Origin of the sequence: Streptomyces sp. NPDC058741 (genome assembly GCF_042746715.1) — a bacterium.
Classification (GTDB): domain Bacteria; phylum Actinomycetota; class Actinomycetes; order Streptomycetales; family Streptomycetaceae; genus Streptomyces.
Window position 1 is genome coordinate 1 of record NZ_JBHYQH010000014.1, and the last position, 13,559, is coordinate 13,559.

At 73.0% G+C, this 13,559-nt stretch carries 11 protein-coding genes and 1 pseudogene; 7 read left to right on the forward strand and 5 right to left on the reverse strand.

Annotation, left to right across the window (positions count from 1 at the left end; all coding sequences use genetic code 11):
• Positions 1 to 44: 44 nt before the first annotated feature.
• The 4 genes and pseudogenes from ACFW6P_RS14035 to zapE all read right to left on the reverse strand — a co-directional run bounded on the left by ACFW6P_RS14035 (position 45) and on the right by zapE (position 4,292).
• The gene (locus tag ACFW6P_RS14035; protein ID WP_386347765.1) at positions 45 to 1,427 is read right to left on the reverse strand and encodes a PhoX family protein; all 1,383 of its coding nucleotides are present in this window, start codon (positions 1,425 to 1,427) and stop codon (positions 45 to 47) included.
• 90 nt (positions 1,428 to 1,517) lie between these two features.
• A complete protein-coding gene (locus tag ACFW6P_RS14040) occupies positions 1,518 to 2,471 on the reverse strand; it encodes a slipin family protein (RefSeq protein WP_386347768.1) in 954 nt (317 codons plus the stop codon).
• 199 nt (positions 2,472 to 2,670) lie between these two features.
• Positions 2,671 to 3,130, reverse strand: a pseudogene (locus ACFW6P_RS14045) (SulP family inorganic anion transporter); the annotation flags it as partial.
• A 64-nt stretch (positions 3,131 to 3,194) separates the two neighbouring features.
• Positions 3,195 to 4,292 carry a cell division protein ZapE gene (gene zapE, locus ACFW6P_RS14050; protein ID WP_386347771.1) on the reverse strand — a complete coding sequence of 366 codons (1,098 nt, stop codon included), beginning with the start codon at positions 4,290 to 4,292 and terminating at the stop codon, positions 3,195 to 3,197.
• Positions 4,293 to 4,329: 37 nt separating this feature from the next.
• On the opposite strand from zapE, the gene ACFW6P_RS14055 reads away from it, so the two are divergent.
• The 4 genes from ACFW6P_RS14055 (at position 4,330) to msrB (ending at position 7,765) form a co-directional block, all read left to right on the forward strand.
• A complete protein-coding gene (locus ACFW6P_RS14055) occupies positions 4,330 to 5,133 on the forward strand; it encodes a pyrimidine reductase family protein (protein ID WP_386347774.1) in 804 nt (267 codons plus the stop codon).
• A gap of 260 nt (positions 5,134 to 5,393) precedes the next feature.
• Positions 5,394 to 5,867, forward strand: a complete 474-nt coding sequence (locus ACFW6P_RS14060) for an indole-3-glycerol phosphate synthase (RefSeq protein ID WP_309094948.1) — start codon at positions 5,394 to 5,396, stop codon at positions 5,865 to 5,867.
• Positions 5,868 to 5,951: 84 nt separating this feature from the next.
• Positions 5,952 to 7,343, forward strand: coding sequence for a UDP-N-acetylmuramate--L-alanine ligase (murC, locus tag ACFW6P_RS14065; RefSeq protein ID WP_386347778.1), 1,392 nt, complete (start codon positions 5,952 to 5,954; stop codon positions 7,341 to 7,343).
• A gap of 14 nt (positions 7,344 to 7,357) precedes the next feature.
• On the forward strand, positions 7,358 to 7,765 hold the full coding sequence (gene msrB / locus ACFW6P_RS14070; RefSeq protein WP_386347781.1) for a peptide-methionine (R)-S-oxide reductase MsrB: 408 nt from the start codon (positions 7,358 to 7,360) through the stop codon (positions 7,763 to 7,765).
• 6 nt (positions 7,766 to 7,771) lie between these two features.
• Here the strand turns inward: msrB and ACFW6P_RS14075 are convergent, their stop codons facing one another.
• Positions 7,772 to 10,687, reverse strand: coding sequence for an ABC transporter substrate-binding protein (locus tag ACFW6P_RS14075; RefSeq protein WP_386423764.1), 2,916 nt, complete (start codon positions 10,685 to 10,687; stop codon positions 7,772 to 7,774).
• A gap of 305 nt (positions 10,688 to 10,992) precedes the next feature.
• On the opposite strand from ACFW6P_RS14075, the gene ACFW6P_RS14080 reads away from it, so the two are divergent.
• Genes ACFW6P_RS14080 through ACFW6P_RS14090 form a run of 3 tightly spaced genes read left to right on the forward strand, consistent with a single transcriptional unit; the run spans position 10,993 to position 13,507 of the window.
• The gene (locus tag ACFW6P_RS14080) at positions 10,993 to 12,138 is read left to right on the forward strand and encodes an ABC transporter ATP-binding protein (protein ID WP_386348094.1); all 1,146 of its coding nucleotides are present in this window, start codon (positions 10,993 to 10,995) and stop codon (positions 12,136 to 12,138) included.
• Entirely contained in the window at positions 12,135 to 12,845 is a 711-nt protein-coding gene (locus ACFW6P_RS14085) for an ABC transporter permease (RefSeq protein ID WP_386347787.1), read from the forward strand. Before ACFW6P_RS14080 ends, ACFW6P_RS14085 begins: the two co-directional genes overlap by 4 nt.
• A complete protein-coding gene (locus ACFW6P_RS14090) occupies positions 12,842 to 13,507 on the forward strand; it encodes an ABC transporter permease (RefSeq protein WP_386347791.1) in 666 nt (221 codons plus the stop codon). The genes ACFW6P_RS14085 and ACFW6P_RS14090 overlap by 4 nt, the downstream gene beginning before the upstream one ends.
• The last annotated feature ends 52 nt before the right edge of the window (positions 13,508 to 13,559 follow it).

Here is a 13,559-nt window from a genome sequence, read left to right on the forward strand (position 1 = left end):
CCGGCGGGGTACCGCGCGGTACCCCGCCGGGGACGGGGCCGTCGCTACCGGCGCCAGGGGCCGGTCACCGCGAACGTGGTGCCGGGCGTGTAGCAGTTGACGTACATCGTGTCGCCGTCGGGTGAGAAGGTCACCCCGGCGAACTCACCCCACTCCGGCTCCTCCGGGGTGCCGGTGTTCTGCCGGTTGCGCGCCATCGGGTAGACCTCGCCGCGCCTGGTGACGCCGAACACGTGCTGGGCGCCCCCGCCGTCCTCGCAGACCATGAGGCCGCCGCTGGGCGCCAGGCAGATGTTGTCCGGGGACTCGCCCGGCAGCTGGACGTCGGTGTCCGCGCCGAAGACGATCACCAGGGTCAGCCGGCGCCGTTCCGGGTCGTAGCGCCAGATCTGCCCGTAGTGGTCGCCCGCCGAGCCCTCCGCGGAGTGCGCGAAGGACGACACGAAGTACACCGACCGGCCGCCCCAGTAGCAGCCCTCCAGCTTCTGGGCGTGGGTGACGCCCTTGGGGCCGAAGTCCTGGAAGCGGATCGGGGTCTGCGCGGCCTGCGGGTCGGGTACGTCCACCCACTCGATGCGGTCGAACGTGGTGCCCGTCTCCTGGATCGCGGACAGGTCCCGCACCCCGGGCACGCGCATGGCCTGGAGCCGGCCGCCCGCGCGCAGCGAACCCCGGCCGCCCAGGGGCCGGTGGGGCAGGAAGCGGTAGAACAGGCCGAAGGGCTTCTCGAAGGCGTCCTCGGTCTCGTACACCACGCCCCGCCGCGGGTCGACGGCGACGGCCTCGTGCTGGAAGCGGCCCATCGCGGTCAGCGGCACGGCCCCGGTGCGGTGCGGGTCGACCGGATCGACCTCGAAGATGAAGCCGTGGTCCTTGGTGTACCCGTTGGTGCCTGCCTTGTCCTCGGTCTCCTCGCAGGTCAGCCAGGTGCCCCAAGGGGTTGGCCCGCCCGCGCAGTTGACGGCCGTACCGGCGATGGCGACACGCTCCGACAGGACGCGGTCGCGGGAGTCCAGCGTCAGGGCCGTACAGCCGCCCTTGCCGGCCGGGTCGTACGTGAGGCCCTCGACCGTGGGGACCGGGACCCTGCCGGTCGCCCGGTTCTCGTGGTTGCGGACGAGGTGGACCCGGCCGCCCCTGCCCTCGAAGGCCGACATGCCGTCGTGGTTGGAGGGCACCTGGCCCTCGCCGGAGCGGAGCCGGTCGCCCTCACGGGAGAGGATCCGGTAGCTGAAACCTTTCGGCAGGTCGAGGACGCCCTGCGGGTCGGGGACGAGCGGGCCGTAGCCGCCGTGGCCGAGGCCCTGCGCGGCGGCGCTGCCGGCGAAGAGCTCCGGCAGGGCACCTGAGAACGCGATCCCCAGGCCCAGCGCGCCCGTACCGGCGAGCACGTGGCGTCGTGTGGCGGAGGGAGAGGTTTCGGTCATGGGACAACCTTCCTGCTGGCGGACAGGGACGGTGATCCCGCCGTGTCTACCACCTGGTGCGGGCCGCGGGAACCACGCGCCTGGCGCGCCTCACCGCTCCACCGCGTGCCGCGACTCCTCCATGGCCTTCTTCCTCGCCTCCTCCGCCGCGGTGAGGGTGTGGTCCGCGGACGCCTCCGTCCGGTCCGCGGATGCCTGCGTCTCCTCCAGCGCCGGCGCGTCCTGCGGTTCCCGCGCCTCGTCCGCCGCCTGCGCGTCCTCTTCGCCGGTCGTCCGCGGGCCCGGCTCGCGGCCCCGCTCCAGGAACCGCAGCAGCTCCACCGGGATGGGCAGCACCAACGTGGAGTTCTTCTCCGCCGCCACGGCCATCACGGTCTGCAGCAGCCTCAGCTGGAGCGCCGAGGGCGTGTCCGCCATCTGGTGGGCGGCCTGCGCCAGCTTCTTCGAGGCCTGGTACTCGGCGTCGGCGTTGATCAGCCGCGCGCGCCGCTCACGGTCGGCCTCCGCCTGGCGGGCCATGGAGCGCTTCATGGTGTCCGGCAGGGAGACGTCCTTGATCTCCACGCGGTCGATGGTCACACCCCACTCCACGGCCGGGCTGTCGATCATCAGCTCCAGGCCCTGGTTGAGCTTCTCCCGGTTGGACAGGAGGTCGTCCAGCTCGCTCTTGCCGATGATCGAGCGCAGCGAGGTCTGGGCCATCTGGGAGACGGCGAAGCGGTAGTCCTCGACGTTGACGACCGCCGCCGTCGGGTCCACGACCTTGAAGTACACCACCGCGTCGACCCGCACGGTGACGTTGTCGCGGGTGATGCCCTCCTGGGCGGGGACCGGCATGGTCACGATCTGCATGTTGACCTTGCGCATCCGGTCCACCCCCGGAATGACCGTGGTGAATCCGGGCCGCCGCACGTCCCCGTACAGGCGCCCGAGCCGGAAGACGACCCCGCGCTCGTACTGCTTGACGACCCGTGCCGCCGCGGCCATGTACACGAGACCTACGGCGCAGACCGCCACCGCCGCCCCGATCAGTTCTGCGACCATGCCGACCTCCCCTTGCAGAGGTCCAGATTCGTGCATTCATGTACTTCTGTAACGATATGCCGGGAATCGGGGTCGGGGCCATGCCTCCGGGCCCCGGTCCGGGCACGCGCGGTCCGGGGCGGGCCGGTCGCGTGCCCCGGACCGGGGCTTTCGGACGGGCGGGCCAGGACGCCGAGAGCGTGTCCCCCGCCGGTGACGCCTGGGGCTCGGTGACCTTCACCGGCTCGGTGCCGGTCGCGCTGTGGCGTGCGGCCCAGTGCTCCAGGGCCGCGCGGCAGGCGTGGTCGAGGTGGTGCGGACCCGAGAGGTCCGGCTCCACCGGGCGGTCCCGGGGCAGGTTCTCCAGACCGTCCAGGATCTTCGGCAGCCGCAGGAAGGTCGCGTTGCCCGACAGGTACGCCTGGATCGGGCCGGCGCCCTTGTCGATGATCTCCAGCGTGACGTGCGAGGCCTCCCGGGCGGTCCTGACGACCGACACGGCCAGGCCGATGAGCACGCCCTCGAACATGGTGACCGCGACGATCGACACGGCGGTGACGACGAGGATCGGCGCCTCGCCCCTGTGGTCGCGCCACAGCGCCGTCACTCGGCGGAAGGGGAGCGGCTTCCCAGCCGGCGTGCACCAGGATGCCGGCGAGGGCGGGAATCGGGATCAGGGCGGCGGGTGGTTCGGCCGGAACCGGCCCTTGCCTCACGGGGGTCGGCGCGGTGTCCGGCCGGCGGTCATCGGGAGTGGGCCAGGGCGCCCGCGTCGCGGGCGAGGGCGGTCAGCCGGGAGATCGCCCGGAAGTACTTCTTGCGGTACCCGCCCTTCAGCATCTCCTCGCTGAACAGCCGGTCGAAGGGCAGCCCCGAGGCCATCACGGGCACCTCGCGGTCGTAGAGCCGGTCGGCGAGGACGACCAGCCGGAGCCCCGTCGACTGGTCCGGGACCGGTCGCACGCCGGTCAGGCACACGGCCCTGACCCCGTCGGTCAGCGCGCCGTAGCGGCTGGGGTGGACCCGGGCCAGGTGCTCCAGGAGCGCCGGGAACGCGTCGAGGGAGGCGCCCTCGGTGGCGTGCGCCGTCTTGGTCACCTGCTCGTCGGAGCAGGGCGGCGGCGCCTCGGGCAGGCCGCGGTGGCGGTAGTCCTCGCCGTCGATGCGCAGGGGGCGGAAGTGGGCCGACAGGCCCTGGATCTCCCGCAGGAAGTCGGCCGCCGCGAACCGGCCCTCACCGAGCTTGCCGGGCAGCGTGTTGGAGGTGGCGGCGAGCGCGACGCCCGCGTCCACCAGCTTGCCCAGCAGGGTGGAGACCAGCACCGTGTCGCCGGGGTCGTCGAGCTCGAACTCGTCGATGCACAGCAGGCGGTGGCCGGACAGCGTCTGCACCGTCTTCTGGAACCCGAGCGCGCCGACCAGGTTGGTCAGCTCCACGAACGTGCCGAACGCCTTGAGTCCGGGCCCGGCCGGGGTGGCGTGCCAGAGCGAGGCCAGCAGATGGGTCTTGCCGACGCCGTAGCCGCCGTCGAGGTAGACGCCGCGCGGTCCGGAGGGGACCTCCTTCTTCGCCTTGCCGAAGCCGAACAGCCGCCGCCTGCCCGAGCCGGCGCTCCCGCCGAGGCCCGAGGCGAAGTCCTCCAGGACGCGGACGGCCTCGGACTGGCTCGGCTGGTTCGGGTCCGGGAGGTACGTGCCGAAGCGCACGGAGTCGAACCGCGGCGGCGGCACCATCTCGGCGACCAGCCGGTCCGCGGGGACGTGCGGCTCGCGGTCGCACAGGGAGAGCGGGCCCGGGCCGGCTATGGGGCCGGTTCCCGAGGCGGCGGGGGAAGAAGACACGGTTCACCATGCTACGGGGCGTGGAACACTGCACGGCATGCGACGCCTGTTCCCTGTGACCGACGAAACAGCAGCTCCGGCCCCCGGCGGCACGTCCGCCGGGACGGCCGGGCGGGAGTGGAGCCCGGCCGAGCTGGCCGCCGCGTACGCCTATCCCGTGCCCGGCTCCGAGGGGCCGGTGCCGTTCCTGCGGGCCAACATGGTGTCCACCCTGGACGGCGCCGCGCAGCACGACGGCCGGTCCCAGCCCATCTCCTGCGCGGCCGACATGCGGATCTTCGGCACCCTGCGGGCACTGGCCGACCTCGTGGTCGTCGGGGCGCAGACCGTCCGTCAGGAGGGGTACCGGCCGGCCCGGGCGCGGGCGGAGTTCGCGGCGCTGCGCGAGGCGGCCGGACAGGCGCCCGCGCCCGCGATCGCGGTGGTCACGGCCGGCCTGGACCTCGACTTCTCGCTCCCGCTGTTCACCTCGCCGCTGGTGCCCACCCTGATCCTCACCGGTGCCCAGGCCGCCCCGGACCGGGTCGCCGCCGCCGAGCGGGCCGGCGCGCGGGTGGTCACCGCCGGCGACGGCCTCGCCGTCGACCCCGCCCGGGCCGTGCGGGCCCTCGCCGCCCTCGGTCACACCCGGCTGCTGACCGAGGGCGGCCCCCGGCTGCTCGGGCAGATGGTCGCGGCCGGCGTCCTGGACGAGCTGTGCCTCACGGTCTCGCCGATGCTCACCGCGGGCGACGCCCAGCGCATCGCCGGCGGTCCCGCCGTCAACGTCCCGCGGCGCTTCTCGCTGCTGTCCCTGCTGGAGGAGGACGGTTTCCTGTTCACGCGCTACGGGCGGGCCTGACGGGCCGGCGTGCTGAAGCGGCGGAGTCGGGGTACAAGGTGTCGGCGGCCGGACGGCCGGTCGCCCGGTACGTCCGGATACGGGACCGATGGCCTTTTTCGGCCCGTTCATCGACGGAATATGCCGTTCCGTATGGGGTGCGGGGGGGCACACTGGATCGGGGCTGCACCCGTGCGCGTGCGGGGCAGGACGGATACCGCGGGGCCCCTCGGCCCACGGAGGAGTGGGGCAGTGAGCCCCCGGAGCAGAAGGGGCGCCTGGTGTTCACTAGCGTTTTGATGATCGAGAAGGCCCTGACGTCCGCCGACGTGGAGTTCGTCACGACCTTGCACGGGGAGGAGGAGGTCTCCTTCCAGGTGCTGCTCCAGCCGCGCGGCGAGCAGGCGGACCGCCTGCTGCGGGCCATCGACGACGTCGCGCTCGGGGAGCTCGACGAGGCCGTGCGGGAGGGGGAGACCCCCGAGGGCGAGGAGGCGCTGAGCGTGGGGCAGCGGGCCCTGGAGGTCTCGCTCGCGGCGCTGCGCGCGTCGGGCAGCGCGGCGGAGGGGCGCCTCATCGAGGACCACCCGCTGGACGCGCTGAAATCCCTGGTGGAGGAGGTCGGCGCGGACGAGGTCATCGTCCTGACCGACCCCCACTACGTGGAGGAGTTCTTCCACCGGGACTGGGCCTCCAGAGCCCGGCACAAGGTGGGGGTGCCGGTGCTGAAGCTGTTCTCGCACAGCAAGGCGTAGCCCCGGGCCGCCGTGGCACGGCCCCGCGCGCTCCTGAAATAGGGTGGGGGCGCTACCTCTCGTCACCCGACCTTGGAGACACGCATGGCACCCGGCCTCCCCACCGCCATGGACCGACCGCACTTCATCGGGATCGGCGGGGCCGGGATGTCGGGGATCGCGAAGATCCTCGCGCAGCGCGGGGCCGCCGTGGCGGGCAGCGACGCCAAGGAGTCCGCCACGGCCGAGGCGCTGCGGGCGCTGGGCGTGACCGTGCACATCGGACACGCCGCCGGGCACCTGGCCGACGACGCCAGCTGCGTGATCGTGTCCTCGGCGATCCGGCGGGACAACCCCGAGCTGGCCCGCGCGGCCGAGCTCGGCATCCCGGTCGTGCACCGGTCCGACGCCCTGGCCGCGCTGATGGACGGGCTGCGGCCGATCGCCGTCGCCGGGACGCACGGCAAGACCACCACGACCTCCATGCTGGCCGTGGCGCTCGGCGAGCTGGGCCTGAAGCCGTCCTACGCGATCGGCGGCGACCTGGACGCGCCCGGCTCCAACGCGCAGCACGGCGAGGGCGAGATCTTCGTCGCCGAGGCCGACGAGTCGGACCGCAGCTTCCACACGTACGCCCCCGAGGTCGCGATCGTCCTCAACGTCGAGCTCGACCACCACGCCAACTACGCCTCCATGGAAGAGATCTACGAGTCCTTCGAGACGTTCGTGGACCGCGTCACCGAGGGCGGCACGCTGGTGATCTCCGGCGACCACGAGGGCGCGCGCGAGCTGACCCGCCGGGTCGCCGGGCGCCAGGTGCGCGTGGTGACCTACGGCGAGTCCGAGGACGCCGGCGTGCGCGTCCTGTCGGTCGTGCCGCAGGGGCTGAAGAGCGAGGTCACCGTGGTGCTGGAGGGCCAGGAGCTGACCTTCGCGGTCTCCGTCCCCGGCCGGCACTACGCGCTAAACGCGGTCGCGGCCCTGGCGGCTGGCGTGGCGCTCGGCGTCCCGGCGGCCGGACTGGCCCCGGCGATCGCCGCGTACACGGGCGTCAAGCGGCGGCTGCAGCTGAAGGGCGAGGCCGCGGGCGTGCAGGTCATCGACTCCTACGCGCACCACCCCACCGAGATGACCGCCGACCTGGAGGCCATGCGCGCCGCCGCGGGCGAGGCGCGGATCCTGGTGGTCTTCCAGCCGCACCTGTTCTCGCGCACGCAGGAGCTCGGCAAGGAGATGGGCCGGTCGCTGGCCCTCGCCGACGCCTCGGTCGTGCTGGACATCTACCCGGCCCGCGAGGACCCGATCCCGGGCGTCACCAGCGAGCTGATCATCGAGGCGGCCCGGGCGGCGGGCGCCGACGTGACGCCCGTGCACGACAAGGCGGACGTCCCCGCGGCCGTCGCGGGAATGGCCAAGCCCGGTGATCTCGTTCTCACCATGGGAGCGGGCGACGTCACCGACCTCGGCCCGCTGATCCTGGACCGTCTGTCGAACTGAGGGGCTGGAGTGCCATGCCGTACGACGTCGAGAAGCCGGACGAGCAGTGGCGGGCGGAGCTGACACCGGGCGAGTACGCCGTGCTGCGGCAGGCCGCCACGGAGCCCGCGTTCACCGGTGAGTACACCGACACCAAGACCCGGGGCGTCTACTCCTGCCGTGCCTGCGGAGCGGAGCTGTTCACCTCGGACACGAAGTTCGCCTCGCACTGCGGCTGGCCGTCCTTCTTCGACCCGAAGGACACCGACGCGGTGGAACTGGTCGAGGACCGCTCGCACGGCATGGTGCGCGTCGAGGTGCGGTGCGCGCGCTGCGGTTCGCACCTCGGGCACGTCTTCGAGGGCGAGGGGTATCCGACGCCCACGGACCAGCGGTACTGCATCAACAGCATCGCGCTGCGGCTGACGCCCGACGAGGGCTGAACACGCTCAGCGGACCGGGCACTCCTTCCGCGTGAGGGGCCGGGTGTCGCCCGCGGTGCGGCTGCACACCACACGAGGATCGGAGGTCCCGTCGCCCGTGCGGCGGACCTCCTTGAGGACGATGCCGTGCCCGGTGCGGTCCCCGTACAGCGGGGCGCGGGTGAAGTCGATGGTGCCCGTGGCCAGGCCCTCGATCTTGACGTTGCGCAGGTTCACCCAGGTCGAGGCGCGGCTCTGCGGCCGGTCGTCGCGGCTGGCCGCCCAGAACAGGGCGCGGGTCGCGTCATGGGCCAGGGCGGTCTGGCCGCTGGCCAGCGCGGGGCTGTCGTGGCGCAGCCGGTGGCCCCGCAGTCCGGGCAGGTGCCGGGCGGCGTCCAGGTAGAAGGACGTCCCGGTCGCCGCCGTCCGCAGTTCGGCCAGGGCCGCGTGGTACAGGGTCACCTTCGGCGCGACGGACTGGCCGCCGCCGGCGAAGTCCGCCTTGGACAGGTCGTCGCCGGTGAGGATCGCCAGGGGCTTTCCCGCACAGCCGGGCTCGGTGCCCAGCCGGGTCATCAGGGGGTCGACGTCCTCCACCCGGCCCGCGAAGTAGATCACCGACGGCACCCGGCCGCCCCGGCAGATCTCCTGGGCGTGCGAGCGCAGTTCCGGCTTGCCGCCGCTGAGGGTGTAGCGGCGCTGTCCGAGCAGGGTGAAGCCCTGGCGCCGCAGCATCTCCCCGCCGTAGCGGGCCTGTTCGTCGGTGTACAGGTCGTCCGTCCGCGCCGTGTCACGGGCCAGGACGAGGGCGAACTGCCGTCGGCCCGGTGTGCGCAACTGGGCCGCAATCAAGCCGAGTTGCCTGGTCTGCCACTCGTCGGTGGCGGCCAGGCTGAACCAGTTGGCGAACTCGCGGGGCAGATACGTCGCGGAGTTCGTGCCGGAGACGACCGGCAGGCCCGCCTCCATCAGGGTGCGCGTGGTCGCCCGGCTCGACTTCAGGTCGCGGCCGGTGCCGACCACCCCCACCACGGTCGGGTCGTGGGCGGCGTACGCGGCGATCGCCTCGGCCATCTCCTCCTGGTGGCCCAGGTCCACACCGCCGTTGGCGGTCAGGACCCGCAGCTTCACGCCGGAGCTGTCGTTGATGACGGCCTGCGCCAGGTACACGCCCGCCAGTTCCTCGGCGCCCTTCACCAGCGAGGAGCCGGACGCCGTGTCGGCGCTGAGCGGTCCGGCGTAGACGACCGTGACGTATCTGCCGGAGTGGTGGGCGAGGACGTCCTCGTTTTGCCGGGCGATCCTGTCCTCCAGGTCGGTCACCGTCCAGGGCGGCCCGGCGCCGGCCGTGAGGGCCGCCACCTGCGAACCGGGCCCGGTCCCGGGCGCGGGCAGCCAGTCGGCGAAGCGGAGGCCGTCCGTCGCGATGCCGATGCACTCCGTGCCGCCGCCGGGCGCCTCAGCGCGCCGGGTGTCCCGGTTGGCGGTCAGCAGGGACGCCTGGCAGTACCGCTCGTGCAGGGTGTCGGACCGTATGACGGTGCCGGCGGTCAGCAGGGCGATCACCAGGACCAGGGTGTGCACGGCCCACACCAGCCGGGCGAACGTCGGCCGCGCCGAGGCCCGCCGGTGCGGATGGCCCTCCTCGACGGGGCCGAGCTGATCGTGCGGCAGCGGGACCTTCATCACCCAGGGCAGCACGGACCGCTCCCGGCTGGGCGACTGCTCGGCGCGCAGGTTGTGCGCCCACTCCCGGTACCAGGTGCGCAGCCGGTCGCCGAACTTGGGCGGCTCCACCGCCGCGGCGGGCGCCGCCCGGACCACGCTGCGCTCCAGACGCGGCACGTCGTGCGCGCGCACGGCGGCGATCACCAGCAGCGGGTCGAGCTCGCTGCGCCGGCTGCGGACGTCGCTGATCGCCCGGATCAGCTCGATGCCGCCGTCGCGGGCGTCGGCGTGCGGCAGGAACAGCACCGGCGGGCGGGGCCGCTTGAAGCCCCGCAGGTCCCAGCTCCAGCGGCGGTGGTTGTCCCGCAGGTCCTCCCGCAGCGCCAGCACGCACAGCTGGAGGTGGAAGTCGCCGCCCGCCTTGAGCGCCTCGGCCACGCCGTACGCCCGGGCCGCGATCGCCTTCCAGGACCGCACCGGCCGCAGCAGGGACACCTCGGTGGGCTGGTCCTGGTCCGCGGCTCTCAGGAACGTCGTCGTCATGAACCAGCGGCTCTCCCGGCGCAGCCACAGGAAGATCGGCGCCCGCCCGGGCAGCACGTAGTTCAGGACGGTCAGCAGCAGCAGGAAGACCAGGCCGGCCGACACCGCCACGTACCACTCGCTGCGCGCCAGGAGCGCGGCGAGCACGGTGACGAGGCTCGCCGGGAGGATGTGCGCCATGTCGAACAGCTGCAGGCCCGAGCGCCAGCGCGCGGTGTTCCGGGGCCGCCAGCGCTGCTCGGCCAGCTGGTCCAGCAGCCGCTGCCGCTGGTCCTGTCCGGCCTCGGGGCTGCCCTGCGCGGGGGCCGGCCAGCTGTCGCCGAGGGCGGCGACCGCGTCGTCGACGGCGTGCACCAGCCGCAGCCGCGGGAAGGCGTAGCGCCGGTACACCGCCTTCGGGCCGCCCCACTTCTTCGGGTCGCTCAGCGCCCGCACCATGGCCGCGGCCCGGCGCACCTCGCTGTCGCCCTCGTAGGCGTCCTGCGCCACCGCGCAGCGCGTGCGGTGCGCCTCCTGGCCCCGGTACAGCTGCCGGACCAGACCGGCCACCGCGTCGTCGTCCTCACCCTGCTGCGCGTGCACGACGAACACCGGCATGGGCGGTTCGGTGCTGGTCCGGAAGTCCTGGATGAGGACCTCCAGCTGGTTCTGGAGGTGGACCCCGGCGCCGGTGTCCGGCGCGCCGTCGTGTCCCCCCGGGCAGTTCGGCGGCATGCTATCGGCACTCACCATGGGCAACCCCCGTTCACCTTCGGTGACTTCCGAGGTTAACCGGTGCGGCTGAGGGGGGCGTGGGTGACGCGCGAACGTCGCCGACCTGAGACCCGGGCGGGACCCGTCGGCGACGGACCGCCGGAGATTACGGGCCGAGCGACAACCAGGTTCCGCGGCGGGGGAGTTGCAGCGTTCCGTCCGCTGGGCAGGGTGCCGGGGGCCGTGGGCCCCGCGGACCGGTGACGTGCGCCCTCTAGACTCGACCGGCAACAGCCCGCACGACCATGGCCAAATTCTCCGCCAACCCGAAGGGCTCCGGCGTCTTGATACGGATGCAATCAGTCACCAAGCGGTACCCGGACGGCACGGTGGCGGTCGACCGGCTCTCGCTGGAGATACCCGACCGCTCGATCACGGTCCTCGTCGGGCCCTCGGGCTGCGGCAAGACGACCACCCTCCGGATGATCAACCGCATGGTGGAACCCAGCGAGGGAACGATCCTCCTCGACGGTGAGGACATCCAGGCCCAGCCCGTCACCACCCTGCGCCGCTCCATGGGTTACGTCATCCAGAACGCCGGCCTCTTCCAGCACCGCACGATCGTCGACAACATCGCGACCGTGCCGCGCATGCTCGGCTGGGGCAAGCGCAAGGCCCGGGCCCGTGCCGCGGAACTCATGGAGCGGGTGGGCCTCGACGGCGCGCTCGCCCAGCGCTACCCGTACCAGCTCTCCGGCGGTCAGCAGCAGCGCGTCGGCGTGGCCCGGGCCCTGGCCGCCGACCCGCCGGTCCTCCTCATGGACGAGCCGTTCTCCGCCGTCGACCCGGTGGTCCGCAAGGGCCTCCAGGACGAACTGCTGCGCCTGCAGGACGAGCTGGGCAAGACCATCGTCTTCGTCACGCACGACATCGACGAGGCGATCAAGATCGGCACCATGGTCGCCGTGATGCGCGAGGGTGGCCGGCTCGCCCAGTACGCACCGCCCGCCGAGCTGCTGTCCCGCCCGGCCGACGCGTTCGTCGAGGACTTCCTCGGCGCCGACCGCGGCATCCGCCGCCTGTCCTTCTTCCCGTCCGCCGGGCTCACGTTGACGACCGGGCCGGTGGTGCCCGTCGACGCCGGCGCCGAGCAGCTCGCCGCCCCGGGCGCCCCCTGGCTGCTGGTGACCGACGCGGACGGCAGGCCGCTGGGCTGGGGCGAACCGCACGACCTGACGGCGGGGGACATCAGCCCGTCCCGGCTCCTGCCCCACGGGCGGCCGTTCGTACCCGGCGCCGACTCGCTGCGGACCGCCCTCGACAGCGCCGTGCTCTCCCCGTCCGGCCACGCCGTGGCCGTCGACGCCGACGGACGCGTGCGCGGGGTGGTCTCCCAGCAGACCATCGGCGAGGCCATCCGCAGCGCCCACGCGGCCCGGCGCGACGAGGACCGCGACGACGGTCGCCACGACGAGAAGGTCGCCCGATGAGCGACTACCTCCACGACTTCTTCGACATCCCGAGCGACCTGCAGCACAGCTGGTTCGGGCTGATCGGGCTGCACCTGAGGGAGGCCCTGCTGCCGGTCGCGGCCGGACTGCTCCTCGCCCTGCCGCTCGCCCAGCTCTGCGTGCGCTTCCGCTGGCTGTACCCGCCGGTCCTCGGCCTGACGACCGTGCTCTACGCCATCCCGTCCCTGGCGTTCTTCGTCGTCCTCATCGACTACACCGGGCAGACCGAACTCACCGTGATGATCCCGCTGGCCGTCTACAGCCTGGTGGTGCTCGTCCCGGCGATCGTCGACGGGGTGCGCTCGGTCCCGGAGGAGACCCTGGCCGCCGCCACGGCCATGGGCTTCGGGCCCGTACGGCGCTACTTCCTGGTCCAGTTGCCCATCGCGGTCCCGGCCATCATCGCCGGGCTGCGCGTGGCGACCGTGTCCAGCATCTCCCTCGTCAGCGTCGGCATGCTGATCGGCAACCAGGGCGCGCTCGGCAACCTGCTCCACGACGCGCAGATCTACAACCGGCCCGAACTCACCTGGAACTCCGTCATCACCACCGCGTTCCTGGCGATCCTCCTCGACGCGCTGCTGGTCCTCGTCCGCGTGACCCTGACACCCTGGATGCCGAGCGGCCCGGGCCGCCGCCGGCCGGCCGCCACGGACACGCCCGCCCTGAAGGACGCGGCCCGGTGAACGTACTGAACTTCGTCCACGCCTTCTTCAGCGACAGCGCCCACTGGCACGGCTACGACGGCATACCGGCCCGCCTCGGCGAACACGTGCGGTACACCCTCCAGGCGCTGCTCCTCGCCGCCGCGATCGGCCTGCCCGTCGGCCTGGTCACCGGGCACTACGGGCGGGGCGGCAACGCCCTGTCGCTGGTCGCCACCGCCGGGCGGGCGCTGCCCAGCTTCGGCCTGCTGGTGCTGATGACGACCCTGCTGGGCTTCGGGATGCTTCCCGTGATGATCCCGCTGGTCGTCCTCGCCGTCCCGCCGGTCCTCGTCACCACCTACGAGGCGATGCGCTCCGTCGACCCCTCGCCCGTGGACGCCGCCCGCGGCATGGGCATGCACGAGTCGCGGATCCTCTTCCAGGTCGAACTCCCGGTCGCGCTGCCGCTGATCCTCAGCGGACTGCGCTCGGCGGCCATCCAGATCGTGTCGACGGCCACCATCGCCGCCTACGTCAGTCTGGGCGGTCTCGGACGGTACATCGTCGACGGCCTCTACCAGCGCGACTACGAGAAGGTGGTGGGCGGAGCGACCCTCGTCGCCGTGCTCGCGCTGCTCACGCTCGCGCTGTTCTTCGCGGGGGGACGAGCCGCCGTGTCGCCCGGCGTGCGTCGGCGATGACCCCCGGAACGCCACCTTCCGGCGGCGATCGAGGCCGTTCGGTGACAAAGCC

Excerpts from the sequence above, each read along its gene's own strand:
- murC (WP_386347778.1), top strand. The coding sequence starts at position 5,952 with ATGGCACCCGGCCTCCCCACCGCCATGGACCGACCGCACTTCATCGGG.
- ACFW6P_RS14055 (WP_386347774.1), top strand. The coding sequence starts at position 4,330 with ATGCGACGCCTGTTCCCTGTGACCGACGAAACAGCAGCTCCGGCCCCC.
- msrB (WP_386347781.1), top strand. The coding sequence starts at position 7,358 with ATGCCGTACGACGTCGAGAAGCCGGACGAGCAGTGGCGGGCGGAGCTG.
- ACFW6P_RS14075 (WP_386423764.1), bottom strand. The coding sequence starts at position 10,687 with ATGGTGAGTGCCGATAGCATGCCGCCGAACTGCCCGGGGGGACACGAC.
- ACFW6P_RS14085 (WP_386347787.1), top strand. The coding sequence starts at position 12,135 with ATGAGCGACTACCTCCACGACTTCTTCGACATCCCGAGCGACCTGCAG.
- ACFW6P_RS14040 (WP_386347768.1), bottom strand. The coding sequence starts at position 2,471 with ATGGTCGCAGAACTGATCGGGGCGGCGGTGGCGGTCTGCGCCGTAGGT.
- ACFW6P_RS14035 (WP_386347765.1), bottom strand. The coding sequence starts at position 1,427 with ATGACCGAAACCTCTCCCTCCGCCACACGACGCCACGTGCTCGCCGGT.